This is a genomic window from Bartonella sp. LJL80 (assembly GCF_054871565.1).
In genome coordinates this window covers 340073-357514 of record NZ_JBTXLM010000002.1, presented here as the reverse complement: position 1 = coordinate 357514, position 17442 = coordinate 340073, and the positions used below count along the sequence as shown (strand labels likewise).

The following is a 17442-nucleotide window of genomic DNA, read 5'->3' as shown; positions in this document are numbered from 1 at the left end:
TACATGGAACAATACAAAAAATTTTACATCATTACCGGTGGCCCGGGTTCAGGGAAAACCACCCTGCTGAATGCATTGAAGCGCAAAGGTTATGCAGTTATGCCTGAAGCAGGCCGTGCGATCATAAAATATCAAACATTGATAGATGGGCCAGCGTTACCATGGAAATCAGCGCAATGTTTTGCCGAAGCTATGTTGACGTGGGACTTAAGGAACTATCAAGAAGCCAAACTGGAGCAAGACAACGTGTTTTTCGACCGTGGTCTTCCAGATCTAGCCGGTTACCTTTATCTCTCCAACTTGGATGTTCCCGCGCATTTTTCTCATGCGATAAGGCAATATCGTTACAACCCGCTTGTATTCATAGCGCCAGCCTGGAAGGACATTTATCATAATGATCGAGAAAGAAAGCAGGACTTTGCTTTAGCCGAACAGACATTCTTAGCAATGCGCCACGTCTATAAACAGAGCGGATATCAAACCGTGACATTGCCATGTGATAGCATCGAAGAGCGGCTGGCGTTCATCAACAACTCTCTGAGCAAGCAATGATGTTGCTACTTTTCTGAAGATTGCTCTGCGGAGGAATCTGGCGCATCATCAGTTATTCTTGCGGCTTCCAACCTTGCACGCTTGCGATAGGCGATAACGCTGAAGGGTAGGAAAATCATATAGCCGACGGCTGTCACGAGAAGTGTCTGCCAAGTATAGGTTGCTAGAAAGCCCACATAAATGACGATGACAAGCATGACCGGGACAACGATATCCCGTCGTAATTGCTGTCCTATGCTTTTGCCATTCCAGACCGGGAGGCGGCTGACCAATAAGAAAGCTATAACAACGGTGTATAAACTAAATAGCAGAGCCCAACCTACACCAGGTTCCAATCCCAGCGTTCCAAGATAAATTGGCAACAAAACCAAGAGGGCACCAGCGGGCGCAGGAACACCGACAAAATATTCTTTTTGCCAGCCGGGTATATCAGCATTGTCAAGCATGACATTAAAGCGCGCAAGACGCAGACAACAGGCAACACAATAAACCAGTGCCGCGATCCAACCGACCTGGTGGGCTTGATCAAGCACAAAGGAATAGACGACTAACGCTGGTGCTACGCCGAAATTTACAACATCCGCCAACGAATCCATCTGCGCACCGAAGGGCGAGCTACCATTCATCAAGCGGGCTACACGCCCATCGACGCCATCCAGAATAGCAGCCAGAAGAACCATGAGGATTGCAGACTCATATCGATGTTCGAAAGCAAGCCTTATTCCGCTTACGCCAGCACAAATCGCCAGGATGGTAATGACATTGGGTATGACATAACGCATCGGTATCGGCGAGCGACGACGATGTGCTTCGTCAGGCCTGTGGCCTTCAGGATCGAAAGAAGGAAATGGCGAAGGGCTCTCCATCGTTAAATCTAATCCAGTCTAAAATCGGTAATGGTAGCGCTTTTATCAAAAGATGCAAAAACTGTTTCACCCGCAATCGCCTTTTGGCCGATTGCTACACGAACTTTCACATCAATAGGAAGGTAAACATCAAGGCGGGAGCCGAAACGGATCAATCCGAAACGTTTACCTGCAACGACAGGTTCATTTTCCTTAGCCCAACAAACAATCCGGCGTGCGACCAGACCGGCGACCTGAACAACACCAATCTCACCATGCGCTGTCTCGATAACCAACCCGTTACGTTCATTATGGTCGCTGGCCTTATCAAGCTCGGCATTACCGAATTTCCCCGGCCGGTAGACAACTGAGCGCAATCGTCCATCCATCGGTATACGATTGACGTGACATGAGAACACATCCATGAAAACGGAAATACGCATCATTTCCGTTTTTCCTAAACCGAGTTCTTCAGGCGGTAAAAACGGGCCAACAAACGAGATGCGACCATCTGCAGGGCTGGTAACCAGATGCGGATCTATCGGTGTGACACGCTCTGGATCACGGAAGAAGTATATGCTCCATAAGGTTATGACCAAACCGAACCAGAACAAAGGGCTCCAAATCCAACCCAAGATGAGCGAAGCGATAAAAAACGCAGCAATGAAGGGATAGCCTTCTTTGTGGATAGGTGCAAAACTGTTGCGAACTGATCGTACTATACTCATGTATATTCCCGTTCAAACTGGCCTTACCAACATGGCCTACCTTGGTTGTTTCCCTGCATTGCTCTTCTTTAATCAACTATGCAGCAAAAAGCGACCCTTTGTTTCATATGGCCGGCTCGCCACGCGAAACAACCCCGAGTTCATCCTCCTCACGCATTTTACGCAACTGTTCTTCTGCTTTAGAAGCTTCAAGTTGTTTGTTCCACATCGAAGCGTAAAGCCCGTTTTTATCTAAAAGTTCGGCATGTCTGCCTCGTTCCACTATGCGCCCGCTTTTTAGCACCAATATTTCATCGGCTCCAATAACTGTGGATAATCGATGGGCTATCACCAGAGTCGTCCTGCCACGGCTGACAATATCGAGCGCATGTTGAATTTCCTGTTCTGTCGCAGTATCGAGAGCAGATGTGGCTTCATCAAGAATAAGAACCGGAGGGGCTTTCAGAAGCGTTCGTGCAATAGCGACACGCTGCTTTTCACCGCCCGACAACTTCAATCCACGCTCACCGACCATTGACTGGAAGCCATCGGGCAATTGTTCGATAAAATCACTGATCTGCGCCATCTCTGCGGCTTTTCTAACCTCTTCGTCTGTTGCGTCGGGCCGCCCATAGCGGATATTATAGGCTATGGTATCGTTAAATAGCACCGTGTCTTGCGGCACCATTCCAATTGCATGACGCAAACTTTTCTGGGTGACAGATCGCACATCCTGCCCGTCAATCGTGACCGCGCCATTTTGCACGTCATAAAAGCGAAAAAGCAATCTTGATATCGTTGACTTACCGGCACCGGACGGCCCGACAATCGCCACTGTTTTTCCTGCCGGAACCTTGAAGTCGACGCCTTTCAATATGGGCCTGCTCGGGTCATAGGAAAATTCGACATTTTCAAAATGTATCGCGCCCTTGTCGACGACCAGCTCTTTGGCATCGGGGCGATCGGTTACTTCCTGCTGGACATCAAGCAGATCGAACATCGCTTCTATATCGGTAAGCCCCTGCCGTACCTCGCGATAGATCGAACCGATAAAATTCAGCGGAATGGACAATTGCATCAACAACGCGTTGATAAAAACGAAATCACCCAATGTCTGTGTACCGTTGAACACCTCATAAGCCGACATCAACATCAGTGCAGCCATACCCAAGCCGAAGATTACGGCCTGTCCGAAATTCAACCAGCCAAGTGATATCCACGTTTTTGTGGCTGCCTTTTCGTAGTTCGCCATGGAGGAATCGAAACGTCGCGCTTCAAGGTCTTCATTGCCGAAATATTTCACTGTTTCAAAATTCAAAAGTGAATCGATGGCGCGAGTATTGGCTTCAGTATCGGATTCATTCATTTCACGACGAATGGCTATGCGCCAATCGCTGGCCTTGATGGTGAACCATGTATAAAGACCCACCGTCAGCGCCACGACAATCAAGTAGCGCCAGCCATAGCTGATATAAAATACGAGCGCCGTCAGGGCAAATTCGAGAATCGTCGGTGCTGTATTGAGGATCGTAAATCGAACGATTGCCTCGATACCTTTGGTTCCACGCTCAATAACACGAGACAGCCCACCGGTACGGCGTTCAAGATGGAAACGCAGCGACAACTCATGCATATGAACGAATGTTTTATATGCCAGTTGCCGCACTGCATGCTGGCCCACTGTTGCAAAAAGGGCATCACGCAACTGGTTTAAGCCCGCCTGCACGATGCGCGCAACATTGTACGCCAGCACCATCATGATCGGCGCGGCAAAAATAGCCGGTAGCCAAGCTGGTGGCGTATAATCGACATTGAGAGCATTCGTAGCATATTTGAAAAAATATGGCACCGAAATCAGCACCAACTTTGACAAGACCAAATAAAACAGAGCCCATATGACACGCATTTTAAGGTCTGGTCGGTCTGAAGGCCACATATAAGGCCACAGATTGAGCAAGGTACGAAATGTCTGGCCGGACTCCGCCGAAACGGTTTTTAAATTTTCTTCTTGTTTCATAAGACTTTCAAGCTGTTTTCTGGTTTGTTTTAGCGCAGAGGCTGTATATCTTCGATCGAGGGCAATAAGATTTCCTGACCAACAACAATATGGTCTTTGTTTCGCAATGTGTCACGGTTGGCCAAATAAATCTGCGGCTCATAACGACTGTCACCATAAACTTTTTGTGCAATAGACGTCAGTGTATCGCCCCGTTGAACGAAAACAGTTCTGACAGGCCTACCATCGCGATACATCTGGCTGATCATACGCTTTTGATCATCCAAACCGAAGGGCACGCCCAATGTGGCAACGGTTTCACCGGTTTCGTTAATGAGGTCCAGACGAAAAACCTGATCACCAGCAGGTAAGGTCAAAATTCGCAGCAAGAGGAATGAACCATCGGCTGCAATGGTTTCGGTGCCAATACGCATATCCCCCAGACTCGCCATAACCTGCATACCTGCAGGACCACGCCCTACAATGGCGAGTGAATCCCTTTGATAAATAACACGATCAACGTCAAAACTTTCATCATGAGCCTTGTCGGATTTTATAATACGGGGTTCGCCTGAAATAAAACGCCGCGTCCCATCGGGTTGTTTGACAAGTGCAATAACATCTTGCTCGCGTGGGCCTGCGACTGAGACATTGGCCGTTTGAACCGATGTGATCGACATACCTTGCGGATCCGTCGCCCTGAGAACGAATTGATATTGCCCGTTTCCAAGCCGTTTTTGCAGTTCAATTGTGAAACCACCTTTATCATCCGCTTTTGTATCTCCGAGTTTACGGGCACCATCCATCAACTCAACCGCTGAAAAAGCCGCTGCTTCACCATTAATGACCGCAAGGCCTTTGTCGTTTAATGAAAAACTTTTGAATTTGGGTCCTTCAACCGTCTGCGCGTTAACGGGCGCAATCAAGCAGCAAAATACTGTCGATATAAGCAGAGCCAATATCGCAGAAGCCTTTTTGATGCGCAAATTGAATACCATACACCGTCCCTGTTTCATCGATATCAGTTTATAAACTTCATTTTCTATTCCAATTGCGGGTTAAACGGAATGATTATCTGGATAACACCCTGCCTTATCCTCTATCTTTGTTTTTCACTTGACGTTCTCCACTTGCCCATCCAAATATCGGCTATGACAAAAATTCAATCGATTTGTGTATATTGCGGCTCTTCTACCGGCCATGATGAAACCTACGTACGGTCAGCGCAGCTTATCGGCCAGATGATGGCTGAGGCTGATATCCGCCTTGTCTATGGTGGTGGAACAAAGGGTATAATGGGTGCTGTTGCGAGAGCTGTGCAGGAACATGGCGGCAAGGTCACCGGCATCATCCCGCGCTTTTTAATGGATAAAGAAGCCACAGAAAAAGATCTCAATGGCTTGGATGAGTTGATTGTAACCGAAACCATGCGTCAGCGCAAACACCTGATGTTTGAACGCTCGGACGCATTCATCACGCTGCCTGGCGGTATAGGGACTTTGGAAGAGATCGTCGAAATGATGACGTGGGCACAGCTTGGCCACCACACCAAGCCCATGGTATTTGCCAATATTAACGGTTTCTGGAATCCGATGGTCGCGCTTCTGGATCATATGACCAGAGAAGGCTTCATCCATACCCAACAAAAGGTAAGACCGTTGGTTGTTGACGATGCTGCACTCATCCTCGATGCAATTATCAACGAAGCGGCGCGTACCAATCCGCAGCACGGGCCGATAGAAAAACTCTAGCAATCAACCGTAACCTTTAAGGGAAACTGCGTCCATAAATCGTCGTGGCAACCGCTTATTGGGATGGCAATTTAACGATAGTTTCTATGGTTTTACGTCGTTTCATCGATACGAAACTTGATATTGTGTAGATGATCAATCCCAGCCAAATCAATGAAAATGCCATCAGCTGAATTCTCGAAAATGGTTCCTTGAACACAAAAATAGCTATAAGAAAAAGGAACGTGGGCGTAAGATATTGCATCAATCCCAATGTAATCAGACTAAGCCGTTTGGCACCGGTAGCAAAAAGGATAAGCGGGATAGCTGTGAATGGGCCCGCCATAATCAACAGTCCAGTATCCTGCCATGAACCATGGGCAAAATGATAATTCCCAGTCCAGAAGAAATAGCCCGCCAGAGCGATTGCCGGTATAAACAACAGAATTGTTTCCAAAGCAAAGCCTTGAGCCGGCCCTATCGGTAGTGATTTTCTAAAGAATCCGTATAGGCCGAAAGTTATTGGAAGCAACACGGCAACCCAAGGCAAACCACCTGCATGAATGGTCAGGATGGCGACGGCAAAAAAAGCCAAGCCAACAGATATCCACTGCCAGAAATCCAACCTTTCACGCAAGAATACCAGTCCCAGCATGACATTGAACAGCGGATTGATATAGTAGCCCAATGCCGCATCAACAGCGTGATTGTTAGCAATAGCCCAGATGTAAACACTCCAATTCATGGTAATAAGTGCCGACGTCAGGCAGGCCATTGCAACCATATGTGGGGTGCGCAAAGCAGCCATAAGGTCTTTTGTTCGGCCTAAGCAAACCAAAATGATCAAAGCTGTCGGCAATGCCCATAAAATGCGGTGGGCAACCACTTCCATAACCGGAATATGAGCAACAGCTTTCATATAAAGCGGAAAGATACCCCATATCAGATAAGCTCCGAATGCTGCTGCAAAACCGGAAAGATTGGGAGTCGGAATGATCGGCAGCGGTTCAGACTTTTTCACGTCACAAACTTTCTCGATATGATATTACATCTTTTTCAAAGCACTATTTCGATTTCGGAACAGGTACAACAAACAGCCCGCTACGTATCTTGCCATTCGCGCTTTTTTCTTCATACCATTCAGCCGCAAAAACGTCTTCGATGGATGTGCCCTGTTTCTTAAGTTGTTGTTTCAACCATGTTTCTGTCTTGCCTATCTCTTCCAGACAGCCATCAACGATATTACCGTTTTTAATCAATATCGTTGAACTTTTACCTTCTTCTTTACGGATAACCGAAAGATCGCCGTTTGACTCCAGACGCGCAAAGGCAACTTCATGCAAGCTGCAGCCTTTGATACGCAGCATCGTGGCGAAATCGCTGATGTCAATGTTCAGCCTTTTGATCTCGTCCATCTGATATTCACCATCAAGCACCAGCGCAACATCTCCGCCGGCAACGATACGATGGAAGAAAACAGAATGACGCCTTAAATAATTAAGCCCGACAACGAGCACTTCCCAAATAAGCAAGACGATCAGCAATTGAATCACGCTGATATCCGGATTGTAGATAACACCGCCGATAATGCCACCCATCACGAAATTGCTTACCAAGTCCACCGGCGTCATTTGACTGAGACTGCCCCGACCTGTGGTCCGCAGGATGAGCAAAAAAACTGCCAAACCAATAGCAAGTTTTAGGGCAACGTAGCCGTATCCGTAGAAATATTCCATATTTTCACCTTTTTAAGCAGCTACCGGCACCCAATCAGCGGCAGTTTATTATTTTGCTTCCCAGCTGGTAGTGCGCGCTCCTGTAGATGGATCTTTCCCATCCTTCAATGCAATATTACTGCTTGCCAGTTCGTCGCGTATTCGATCCGCTTCTTGCCAGTTTTTATTTTCGATGAATTGCAGCCGTTCTTCGATTTTTTTCGCAATATAGCTTTCATCGAGCGACATTTCTCGCTTAAACAGCGCACATTCGCTATCTGTAACCCACGTCTCATTCAACAATCCAAGCAATGCCATCCCCTGGGCGAGCAATGAAGTGTCATCCTGTTTATAATATTGACGCAAAAGCGTGATCGCGTTCCAACTGTTCAGGTCGTCTGCCAAGGCAGCAACAAATTCAGCCGGCACATGGGATAGATCATCCACAGACGTCACTGACCGCCTCAGCAGTTCATACCAACGATACAATTCGGTGCTGGACTCCGCCAATCGCTGTGCTGTCCAGTTCAATGGCTCGCGGTAATGCGTTTGTAACATGGAAAGTCTCGCCGATAAGCCTATCCACTCCTGCTTCAATGCTTCGTCGACAACGCCATGAAGTTCGCCAACGTTGCTTTCCAACACTTGGCGTATGGTGATGAAATTGCCCAGACTCTTGGACATTTTCTGCCCCTCGACCTGAAGAAAACCGTTATGCATCCAGATGTTTGCCATACGATGCGAGCCAAAGGCCGAGCAACTCTGTGCAATTTCGTTTTCGTGATGAGGAAACACCAGATCAATCCCACCGCCATGAATATCGAAGACGTTCTCATTCGGGTCATCGCATTGCAGTCCGCCGCCAAAGGGCTTTAACAACTTTGCCATCGACATGGCCGAACATTCAATATGCCAACCTGGGCGTCCGTTCGTAGTGATATTAGCAGGAGAAGGCCATCCGGGCTCGCCGTCACGTGACGGCTTCCATAATACGAAATCCATTTCATCGCGCTTATAGGCAGCAACGTCTACACGCGCACCCGCCATCATTTCATCAAGCGAACGACGCGCAAGGGCTCCATAGCGTGGGTTCTGCCCCATGCTTGCAACGGAAAACAGGATATGGTCCTCTGCGATATAAGCATGTCCCTTTTCTATCAGGCGCTCAATCATGGCGCGCATGTCGTCTAGATGGTCTGTTGCGCGCGGCTGCGTCGTCGGTGCGAGACACCCCAATGCTGTGACATCTTTTTGAAACTGCGCGTTTGTGCTTTCAGTCAACTGGCGAATAGCATCATTGAGTGGCAAATCCGGATAGTCACGAACGGCCCGAGCATTGATTTTATCATCGACGTCGGTGATATTGCGTGCATAGATCACGTATTGATCGCCATAAATATGGCGTAAAAGCCGAAACAGAACATCAAAAACGACGACGGGGCGCGCATTGCCGATATGGGCGAAATCGTAAACAGTCGGTCCGCATACGTATAAACGCACTTTTTTCGCATCAATAGGAGAGAACTCCTCTTTCATCCGCGTCAGCGTGTTATAGAAGCGTAAATCTGTCATCACCATTCTCTCGATAACCTAATAGGGATAAGAGTTCTGACAAGCCTTACACGAGCGGTCAAGACTCTAACAATCTTTACCCCTGAATATTGACCGTCTTGGCTCAGAAAAGATCGAATTGTTTGTTTTCAGTCTCTTTGCCAGCGCTTTTTTCCGTTTCTTGCAACAAAATGGCGTCCTGCACGTCACTTCCAAGATAAGCACCGTTATTAATTTTGTCTGACACCGCATGGTAAGCAAGATCTTCAATAGAGGATCGCTGCAGAATATCCATAACATCGTCCGGCCGATACCTGCGGCAATCCAACCATCGTGCCACATCTGCTCGCCTGACCACTACTGGCATGCGGCGATGAAGCGCCGATAATGGAGGCTTTGCAGCGCAGGTGAGAATAGCTGCGGTATCTACCTGCGACCCCTCTGCCCCACTCCATGTTTCCATTAGGCCGGCAAAACCGATGATCGAGCCTTCCTTTTGATGAATATAAAACGGTTGGGACTTAGCGTTAGGCGCTTTTTTCCATTCATAGAAACCGGTAGCCGGAACAATAACCCGATGATAGTGAAGCGCATTGCGGAACGATTTTTTTTCACTCACGGTTTCTGCCCGGATATTGAAGGTCAAAGGCCAGCTATCGGGTTGTTTTGTCCAAGCCGGAATAAATCCCCAGCGTGCAAGCATCATGTCATGCGGTGGCAGATTGGATCGTGAATCACGATAGGATTCGGGAGAGCGGATAAGCAAGATTGGCTGGGTCGGCGCTATGTTATAACGATAGGGAAACTCTCCCTCAATCCATGCGCCAAAAGCTTCTCCGACCAGTCTGGCCGTAGCACAAATTGAAAATCGACCGCACATAGGCTACCTTCTGCCTTCATTAAGACTCTTGCGACTTTTCTAGCAAATCTATATTGTTTTGCACATGAAATTCACCGTCGCACCGTCGCATTCTGTTCAAGCTGTGTCCGTGGTTTGCCGTCGAGACGGTCTATTCCTGCTTATCGAGCGTGCAAAGCCAGCCTATAAAAACTGGCTGGCTTTTCCGGGCGGTAGAATAGAACCCGGTGAACTTCCAGAACATGCCGCCAGACGTGAATTGATGGAAGAAACGCATCTTAAAGCTGGTGAATTGAGCCATCTTGTAACTCTTGATCTCGCAAAAAACCATGGGCAGCAAGCGCGATTTTATCTCTCGGTCTATCACGCTTTGAGTTTTCAGGGGGAAGCTTTGGCGGACGACGATGCTGCAGGTGTTTTCTGGTTGTCATTGGACGAGATGACGCAATATAGAGTTATCCCATCGGTTGTCGATGTGGCACGCCAATTGGTTCAAAATGAGAGTCCGGTTTAATGCGCAATGTATTGAAAAGTTTGATTATTGTGTGTTTAACGCTGGGAGCAACCCCGGCTTTTGCGCAACAGGCGCCACAATATGATTCCAAAATGTTGCGTCTTGCCGAGATCCTTGGATCGCTACACTATCTTAGAAATTTGTGTGGTGAAGCGACACCGCAATGGCGTGATCGCATGGCAGAACTTGTAAAGGCTGAAAATCCCAATCCTGCAAGGCGCGCCCGGCTCTATGCCGCATTTAATGATGCATATCGCGCGTTTTCGGATAGTTATCATAGTTGCACAGTTTCAGCCATTGATGCCGACCGGCGTTATATTGCCGAAGGTGAAGCCTTGTCGAAGGAATTACTGAACCGTTTCGGCAATTAACCTTTTTTGCCTTATCAAACTGACAAGGTATCAAAATCTGCTAAAGTGTCTGAAATCGAATTTTGCACGAGGATTTGACGAGTTTGTCTATGAGCCATTCTAACACAGACCTAGCCGCCGTCATTGCTGAAGAACAAAAGCTTGCGGCTGTGGAATATCAGACGGAAGCATGGGCAGGTGGCATCTCCAATGGTATAGAACCTGAAATTCTAGCCGAAGCAGCCTTCGATACAGCACTGCGTCATCTTATGCGCAACCGTTCTGAAAAACAGGCATTGAAGCTTTTGTCGCATATGCGTGATAAAGTGGTCATGGGTGATTTTGCTGATTATAAAACGATTCAATAGAGATCGATATGGTATTGAAAACACTGGCTTTTGGTTTCTTTTTTGTTTTTACTATGACGGTAGGTGCCGTTGCTGGTCCTTATCAGACAGCCTTGACTGACTTTTCAGGAAGTGGGTGGCAGGATAGCGATAAAAACAATAGCGGTGATGACGACTCCAACCCTATACCTCTTCCCGGCATGGATGCCGGCAGTGCAGTGCCAACGGATCAAGCAAATACGCCCCCGCCTGCTATCGAATATGATATTGATAAACTTCCCGCACCTGTGAAACTCATGCGGCAGAAAATTATCGATGCTGCCAAAACCGGCGATGTTAATAATCTAAAGAACCTCTTTGGGAACAGCGCGGAGCCCACGCAGCTTTCTGTCGGTGATGATGTTAAAGATCCCATTGCTTTTATCAAGCAGCAATCGGGCGATGGGCAAGGTCTTGAAACTTTGGCCATCTTGATTGACCTTTTCAATTCCGGATATGTCCACCTCGATGAGGGCGAAAATGAAGAAATATACGTGTGGCCCTATTTTGTAGCTATACCGGTTGAACATTTGACCAATCCGCAATTGGTACAGCTTTTTCAGATTATGACCGCTGGTGACCTGGAGCAAATGAAAGAAATCGGCACATACGCTTTCTATCGTATAGGCATCACGCCGGATGGCAAATGGCGCTTTTTTGTTACCGGCGATTGAGCCGTACACCAAACGCTTTTACCAATAGTGCTAACGGAACCATTGCTTTAAAATTCCATTATTAGAACGGTTCCCGATTGATGCGAATCATCGATCGGATACGATACCGCGACAAATCAAAAGCTTGAGACACGTCGGCCGGATAGCATCAGGTCGAAAAGTGCTCTCATGCATGATTGCATAGGCAATGGAGAAAATATATGTCACCTTATAATAGTAATAACCCAACAGGCCGCTCAACAGATGAGACCGTCGCGCAACCTTTGACGCCTGCAGAGATCGAGGGCGAAAGCGATCAGACAATGCCGGATATGGTTGATGCTATTGAAGAATCGTTTGGGCAGTCGCTCGAAGATGACCCCACCGGCTCTATCGCCGATGATGAAATTGACATGGCACTCCGCCCTCTTCAAAATGAGGATCATGACCTCATCGACGACAATCTCTATGAAGGGGCTCCTGACCCATCACAAGCAGAATAAGAAATGACTTCATAACTTGAGAGTTTGCAGCACAAAGTCCAGTTGGGCCAACCGTTCAACCCTACGGTAGCGTGGATGCGCATTCGGCTCTTCTGCCTCCTCAAACACCCAAGTAACATCATACGGTATATATGTCGCCCATGCGCCTGTTTCCAACGCCGGAATAATGTCCGACTTTAGAGAATTGCCGACCATCATCGCGTCTGACGGGTCGCCGGCATGGCGTTTGAAAAGAGTGTCATAGGTTGACCGGTCTTTATTGCTTACGACTTCAACCGCCGCAAACATATCGCCAAGGCCGGACTCAGCCAGCTTGCGTTCCTGATCGAATAGATCGCCTTTTGTTATCAGGATCAGCTGGTAGTGTTGTTTCAGCAGAGCAAGCGTTTCTTTAACCCCGTCAAAGACCTCGACAGGATGGGTTATCATCGAACGCCCGGCATCCAGAATGGTTTTGATGACCTGCGTCGGTACCCGCCCCGAAGTCAGTTCGATCGCGGTTTCAATCATTGAAAGCGTAAAGCCCTTTATCCCAAAGCCATAAAGCGCAAGATTGCGCTTTTCGACTTCGAGCAATTGGCTTTCCAACGTTGCCGGATCAGCATAATCGGCCAGAACCTCTGCAAACTGCGCCTCGGTGAAGCGAAACAGCCGTTCATTATGCCAAAGCGTGTCATCGGCATCCAACCCGATGGTTTTGATGGGCATTGTTCCTCTCTATCGGTGAAGATGCGGCAAGGTTTCGACGAATTCAACGGCCTCGCCCTGAGACGGGGTTACGATCTCACCCTGCCACATGACCGTCTTGCCACGAATAATTGTACCTACAGGCCAGCCTTTTACCTTTTTACCATCGTAAGGAGTCCAGCCCGCACGCGAGCCAATAAGACTATTTTCAATTGTTTCTTCACGCTTGAGATCAACAATCGTCAAATCTGCATCGTAACCAACCGCTATCCGTCCCTTACGACTTACACCGAAAATTCTGTTAGGGCCGTGAGAGCTGAGATCAACGAAGCGTTCCAGTGAAAGCCGGCCCGCATTGACATGGTCAAGCATAATGGCAGCCGTCGTTTGCACACCGGTCATACCCGATGGAGATTGAGGATAAGGTTTTTGCTTTTCTTCCAATGTGTGTGGTGCATGATCGGAGCCAAGGACATCGATGATGCCCTGATCCACCCCATACCATAAGCGATCACGATGGCGACTTTCTCTTACTGGTGGATTCATTTGGACAAGCGTGCCAAGACGATGATAGTCTTCAGCTGTCAGAGTCAGGTGATGTTGTGTCGCTTCAAGTGTGGCCACGTCTTTGTGGTCTTTGAGAAAGTCGATTTCCTCGGCTGTCGAGATATGCAACACATGGATGCGAGCACCGGTCTCATGGGCTATCCTGACCAAACGCTGGGTACATTGCAGCGCTGCAATTTCGTCGCGCCACACCGGATGGGAGGATGCGTCACCCTCAATGCGAAAATCTTTTCTGGCATTCAAGCGGGCTTCATCCTCGGAATGGAACGCGGCACGACGACGCGTATTTCTGAGGATGGCTGTGACGCTTTCGTCATCATCAACCAGAAGATTACCCGTGGATGATCCCATGAATACTTTTATGCCTGCCGCTCCTGGCAGACGCTCGAGCTCAGCCACTTCATGAGCATTTTCTCGTGTTCCTCCCACCCAAAACGCAAAGTCACAATGCATGCGATGATGGCCGCGTTTCACCTTATCAGCAAGGGCCGCTTCGGTTGTGGTGAGCGGATTGGTGTTTGGCATCTCGAAAACAGCGGTAACACCGCCCAATACTGCCGATCGGGATCCACTCTCCAAATCTTCCTTATGTTCACCACCCGGTTCACGGAAATGTACCTGACTATCAATGATACCAGGAAGGATATGCAATCCTATACAATCCACAACTTCACCAGCCGAACGCGTCGAAAGATCGCCTATTTCCGCGATCCGACCGTTGACGATACCAACATCACGCTGCCCGATACCATCATGGTTGACAAGTGTGGCGCCTTTGAAAATTGTATCAAATGATCTGGACATAAGTGTTGCTCCTTGCAGGTGGCCTCTTTACCGATTACGTAACTGCGAGAGGAAAGGCAAGAACCATGCTCGAGAATCAGCAATCTGTATACTTAAAAGACCGCCGTCTGGTGGCAATTACTGGCGAGGATGCAACGCATTTTCTACACAATCTGATTACGACAGATGTGGAAAATCTTCCTATCAATGCTTTGTTGCCGGGCGCGTTGCTATCACCGCAAGGAAAAGTGCTGTTCGACTTCCTGATCGCGAAGACGAGCAAGGGTTACATTCTCGATATCTCTACAGAAATGGCGGATGCATTTTACAAACGCCTGAATCTCTACAAATTGCGGTCGAAAGTAGAAATTGTTGAATCAACAGAATCTGTTGTCGCTGTTTCTTGGGGTACTGATTCACCTGGTTCACAAAATGATTCAGCTTTTATCGATAAGCGCTTTCCCCAACGGCAGAATGTCACGCGAACCTATCCTATCGGCGACCTCCCTGCCCCGACAATTAATGATAGTATTGAAGCAGAAAAAGCATGGACGCGCTTGCGGATTCAATATGCTGTTGCCGAAAGCGGGTTTGACTTTGCCAGCAATGAAGTTTTCCCACACGATATCAATTTCGATCAGACTGGTGGTTTGTCTTTCAAAAAAGGGTGTTATGTTGGGCAGGAAGTTGTCTCGCGTATGCATCACCGCGCTACGGCCCGCCGGCGATTGTTAATAGCAAAAGGCGCAGATGTCCTTTCCCCCCATGCATCAATTGAAGCCGGCGGAAAAACAGTCGGACAATTAGGATCGGTTGTTGACAATGACGCCCTCGCTCTCGTGCGTATCGACCGTGTTAAATCAGCAATGGATGCAGACATCGAGATAACAGCTAACGGCATTCCCATGCATCTGCATATTGCGGAAAATATGAACTATCAGTTTCCAGATGACACAGCGGAGAAGGATTGATGGCGAAAGCTGAAAAGGCGCAGGACGGTGCCGCGCGTGCATGGCAAAGGATGCTTTCAGGTCGCCGGTTGGATTTGCTCAATCCTTCGCCACTTGATGTTGAGATAACAGACATCGCTCATGGGCTTGCCCGCGTTGCACGCTGGAATGGACAGACAAAAGGCTCACACGCCTATTCCGTTGCCCAACATTCGCTATTGGTTGAACAGATTTATTTGCGTTTGTTTCCACTCGCTACAGCGCAGGAGAAGCTATTAACACTGCTGCATGACGCGCCAGAATATGTTATTGGCGATATGATATCGCCGTTCAAGGCAGTTATGGGCGGCAGCTATGAACGCATCGAAACAAACCTCCAAGATGCAATCCATATACGTTTCGCGCTTCCGACCGATATTGGCCCAAAGATACAAAAGCAGATTAAACAGGCAGACCGCATCGCCGCTTTTTATGAAGCCACTACTTTGGCCGGCTTCAGTGAAGAAGAGGCATTCCGCTATTTCGGCCGTCCGAATGGGATTACGCCAGATGGACTGGATCTTGTGCCACGGCCAACACAACAGGTAGAAGGCGGTTTTCTTGCGCGCTTTAATGCCATTGAAGCAGAGGAAACGGATTAATGTCCTATCTCGTCGTTTGCCCTTTATCACAATTAGAAGACACAGCAGCGCAGCATCAACCTCGTGACATCATCAGCTTGATGAATATCGGTACGGCTATGGTTTGCCCGTCAATGGTGACAGCCGAGCATCATCATTTTCTCGGTTTTAACGATATTACAGAACCGCAGGAGGGATTAGTCACTCCCTCAAACGAGCACATAAGGGAGATACTTTCTATTGCCAATCAATGGCGTCGTGATCATCCGCTCCTTATCCATTGCTTCATGGGTATTTCACGATCAACAGCATCGGCCTATATCGTCGCTTGTGCTTTATCACCTGCAACGAGCGAGAGTGAAATTGCCAATCTTTTGCGGCAGAATGCGCCCTCGGCAACGCCGAACAAACTTATGGTGTCTTTGGCTGATGATCTTCTCGGCCGCAATGGCAGAATGCGCCAAGCGATTGCTGGCATTGGTCGCGGTGCAGAGGCTTTTGAAGGAACGCCATTCATGCTGCCAATAAACAATTGACAACATGATGTCATTGTGACAATATGTTGTCATGAATAATTTATCGGCATTAGACACATTCAATACACTCATCATCGCTTTGTTTCGCAGCCATCAAGCCGTGAACATGTTGGGCGAACAGCTTGCACAACCGCACGGGCTGACGGTTGCGCGTTGGAAAGTATTGGGGGCAATCACTTTGGCTAAAGCACCGCTGACGGTACCGCAGATTGCCCGCAACATGGGGCTTACCCGACAGGCCGTCCAGCGAACTGTCGACGAGCTGACCAAAGCGGGGCACCTTATTCAACAGGAAAATCCGGCCCATAAAAAGTCTTCGATCTTCTCACTCTCCGACACTGGTTCATCACTGTTTTCCAGCATTAACAGCGATTGGGAAAAGGCGGCCGTATTGATCCTGAAAGAGCTCGATCAACAGGCTGTTTGCAAAATATCTGAAGGATTAGAGCAGCTTTATCAGCTGACACATAAGGAATAGTTTCATGAACAGAAAATACATTTTGTGTGCCCATAAAGTGGGCGCAACGATGACGCTTGTCATTTTATCGTGTTTTTGGCTTGCAACCCTTATCGCTGAAGCCTATGGCGATCAAACATACATTACAGCGGTCAAAGTATCCATTCCTTGGGGTTTTTTTATCCTCATACCCGCAATTATGATGACGGGCATTACCGGCTTCAAAATGTCTGGAAACACCAAAAACCAAGTCATCAAAGCCAAGAAGAGGAGAATGCCCATAATCGCGTTTAATGGCATTCTCATCCTTATCCCTTTTGCGCTGATCTTGCGGAATATGGCGCTTAACGAAAACTTCCATGCTTTATTTTGGATTTTACAAGCGATTGAGCTAATCTTTGGAGCCCTCAACATCATACTGGTCATTGCCAATATGAGGGCAGGCAAGGCGTTGACACGCTATTCGCGATAAATTTTATTT

At 48.0% G+C, this 17442-nt stretch carries 22 protein-coding genes; 12 read left to right on the top strand and 10 right to left on the bottom strand.

Annotated elements, in window-relative coordinates:
- The first annotated feature begins 3 nt into the window (after nt 1–3).
- Nucleotides 4–552, top strand: a complete 549-nt coding sequence (locus ACYSNS_RS05925; RefSeq protein ID WP_461722215.1) for an AAA family ATPase — start codon at nt 4–6, stop codon at nt 550–552.
- A 5-nt stretch (nt 553–557) separates the two neighbouring features.
- Here the strand turns inward: ACYSNS_RS05925 and pssA are convergent, their stop codons facing one another.
- The 4 genes from pssA to ACYSNS_RS05905 all read right to left on the bottom strand — a co-directional run bounded on the left by pssA (nt 558) and on the right by ACYSNS_RS05905 (nt 5098).
- On the bottom strand, nt 558–1418 hold the full coding sequence (gene pssA / locus ACYSNS_RS05920) for a CDP-diacylglycerol--serine O-phosphatidyltransferase (protein WP_461722214.1): 861 nt from the start codon (nt 1416–1418) through the stop codon (nt 558–560).
- Nucleotides 1419–1426: 8 nt separating this feature from the next.
- On the bottom strand, nt 1427–2125 hold the full coding sequence (locus ACYSNS_RS05915) for a phosphatidylserine decarboxylase (RefSeq protein ID WP_461722213.1): 699 nt from the start codon (nt 2123–2125) through the stop codon (nt 1427–1429).
- Between the two features lie 103 nt (nt 2126–2228).
- Complete coding sequence (locus ACYSNS_RS05910) at nt 2229–4121, bottom strand: ABCB family ABC transporter ATP-binding protein/permease (RefSeq protein WP_461722212.1); 1893 nt, start codon at nt 4119–4121, stop codon at nt 2229–2231.
- A gap of 29 nt (nt 4122–4150) precedes the next feature.
- A complete protein-coding gene (locus tag ACYSNS_RS05905; protein ID WP_461722211.1) occupies nt 4151–5098 on the bottom strand; it encodes a LysM peptidoglycan-binding domain-containing protein in 948 nt (315 codons plus the stop codon).
- Between the two features lie 153 nt (nt 5099–5251).
- Between ACYSNS_RS05905 and ACYSNS_RS05900 the strand changes: the two genes are divergently transcribed.
- Nucleotides 5252–5851: an LOG family protein gene (locus ACYSNS_RS05900; protein ID WP_461722404.1), complete on the top strand. Its 600-nt coding sequence runs from the start codon at nt 5252–5254 to the stop codon at nt 5849–5851.
- 55 nt (nt 5852–5906) lie between these two features.
- Here the strand turns inward: ACYSNS_RS05900 and rarD are convergent, their stop codons facing one another.
- The 4 genes from rarD to ACYSNS_RS05880 form a co-directional block, all read right to left on the bottom strand.
- Nucleotides 5907–6851 carry an EamA family transporter RarD gene (gene rarD, locus ACYSNS_RS05895; RefSeq protein WP_461722210.1) on the bottom strand — a complete coding sequence of 315 codons (945 nt, stop codon included), beginning with the start codon at nt 6849–6851 and terminating at the stop codon, nt 5907–5909.
- Between the two features lie 43 nt (nt 6852–6894).
- A complete protein-coding gene (locus ACYSNS_RS05890; protein WP_461722209.1) occupies nt 6895–7566 on the bottom strand; it encodes a DUF421 domain-containing protein in 672 nt (223 codons plus the stop codon).
- 48 nt (nt 7567–7614) lie between these two features.
- Nucleotides 7615–9117, bottom strand: a complete 1503-nt coding sequence (gene cysS, locus ACYSNS_RS05885; protein WP_461722208.1) for a cysteine--tRNA ligase — start codon at nt 9115–9117, stop codon at nt 7615–7617.
- Nucleotides 9118–9220: 103 nt separating this feature from the next.
- Nucleotides 9221–9976: an SOS response-associated peptidase gene (locus ACYSNS_RS05880; RefSeq protein WP_461722207.1), complete on the bottom strand. Its 756-nt coding sequence runs from the start codon at nt 9974–9976 to the stop codon at nt 9221–9223.
- A gap of 64 nt (nt 9977–10040) precedes the next feature.
- Between ACYSNS_RS05880 and ACYSNS_RS05875 the strand changes: the two genes are divergently transcribed.
- The 5 genes from ACYSNS_RS05875 (at nt 10041) to ACYSNS_RS05855 (ending at nt 12361) form a co-directional block, all read left to right on the top strand.
- Entirely contained in the window at nt 10041–10469 is a 429-nt protein-coding gene (locus ACYSNS_RS05875; protein ID WP_461722206.1) for an NUDIX hydrolase, read from the top strand.
- Nucleotides 10469–10840 carry a TIGR02301 family protein gene (locus tag ACYSNS_RS05870; RefSeq protein WP_461722205.1) on the top strand — a complete coding sequence of 124 codons (372 nt, stop codon included), beginning with the start codon at nt 10469–10471 and terminating at the stop codon, nt 10838–10840. Before ACYSNS_RS05875 ends, ACYSNS_RS05870 begins: the two co-directional genes overlap by 1 nt.
- Nucleotides 10841–10929: 89 nt before the next feature.
- Complete coding sequence (locus ACYSNS_RS05865) at nt 10930–11187, top strand: hypothetical protein (RefSeq protein ID WP_461722204.1); 258 nt, start codon at nt 10930–10932, stop codon at nt 11185–11187.
- A gap of 8 nt (nt 11188–11195) precedes the next feature.
- Nucleotides 11196–11879 carry a hypothetical protein gene (locus ACYSNS_RS05860; protein WP_461722203.1) on the top strand — a complete coding sequence of 228 codons (684 nt, stop codon included), beginning with the start codon at nt 11196–11198 and terminating at the stop codon, nt 11877–11879.
- Between the two features lie 200 nt (nt 11880–12079).
- On the top strand, nt 12080–12361 hold the full coding sequence (locus ACYSNS_RS05855; RefSeq protein ID WP_461722202.1) for a hypothetical protein: 282 nt from the start codon (nt 12080–12082) through the stop codon (nt 12359–12361).
- 9 nt (nt 12362–12370) lie between these two features.
- Here the strand turns inward: ACYSNS_RS05855 and ACYSNS_RS05850 are convergent, their stop codons facing one another.
- On the bottom strand, nt 12371–13069 hold the full coding sequence (locus ACYSNS_RS05850) for an HAD family hydrolase (RefSeq protein ID WP_461722201.1): 699 nt from the start codon (nt 13067–13069) through the stop codon (nt 12371–12373).
- Between the two features lie 9 nt (nt 13070–13078).
- The gene (locus ACYSNS_RS05845) at nt 13079–14419 is read right to left on the bottom strand and encodes a dihydroorotase (RefSeq protein ID WP_461722200.1); all 1341 of its coding nucleotides are present in this window, start codon (nt 14417–14419) and stop codon (nt 13079–13081) included.
- A 65-nt stretch (nt 14420–14484) separates the two neighbouring features.
- Between ACYSNS_RS05845 and ygfZ the strand changes: the two genes are divergently transcribed.
- Genes ygfZ through ACYSNS_RS05820 form a run of 5 tightly spaced genes read left to right on the top strand, consistent with a single transcriptional unit; the run spans nt 14485 to nt 17433 of the window.
- Nucleotides 14485–15369, top strand: coding sequence for a CAF17-like 4Fe-4S cluster assembly/insertion protein YgfZ (ygfZ, locus tag ACYSNS_RS05840; protein ID WP_461722199.1), 885 nt, complete (start codon nt 14485–14487; stop codon nt 15367–15369).
- Nucleotides 15369–15989: a YfbR-like 5'-deoxynucleotidase gene (locus ACYSNS_RS05835; RefSeq protein WP_461722198.1), complete on the top strand. Its 621-nt coding sequence runs from the start codon at nt 15369–15371 to the stop codon at nt 15987–15989. Before ygfZ ends, ACYSNS_RS05835 begins: the two co-directional genes overlap by 1 nt.
- Entirely contained in the window at nt 15989–16504 is a 516-nt protein-coding gene (locus ACYSNS_RS05830) for a tyrosine phosphatase family protein (protein WP_461722197.1), read from the top strand. Before ACYSNS_RS05835 ends, ACYSNS_RS05830 begins: the two co-directional genes overlap by 1 nt.
- A 31-nt stretch (nt 16505–16535) precedes the next feature.
- Entirely contained in the window at nt 16536–16982 is a 447-nt protein-coding gene (locus ACYSNS_RS05825) for a MarR family winged helix-turn-helix transcriptional regulator (protein ID WP_461722196.1), read from the top strand.
- Nucleotides 16983–16986: 4 nt separating this feature from the next.
- Nucleotides 16987–17433, top strand: coding sequence for a hypothetical protein (locus ACYSNS_RS05820; protein WP_461722195.1), 447 nt, complete (start codon nt 16987–16989; stop codon nt 17431–17433).
- Nucleotides 17434–17442 lie beyond the last annotated feature (9 nt).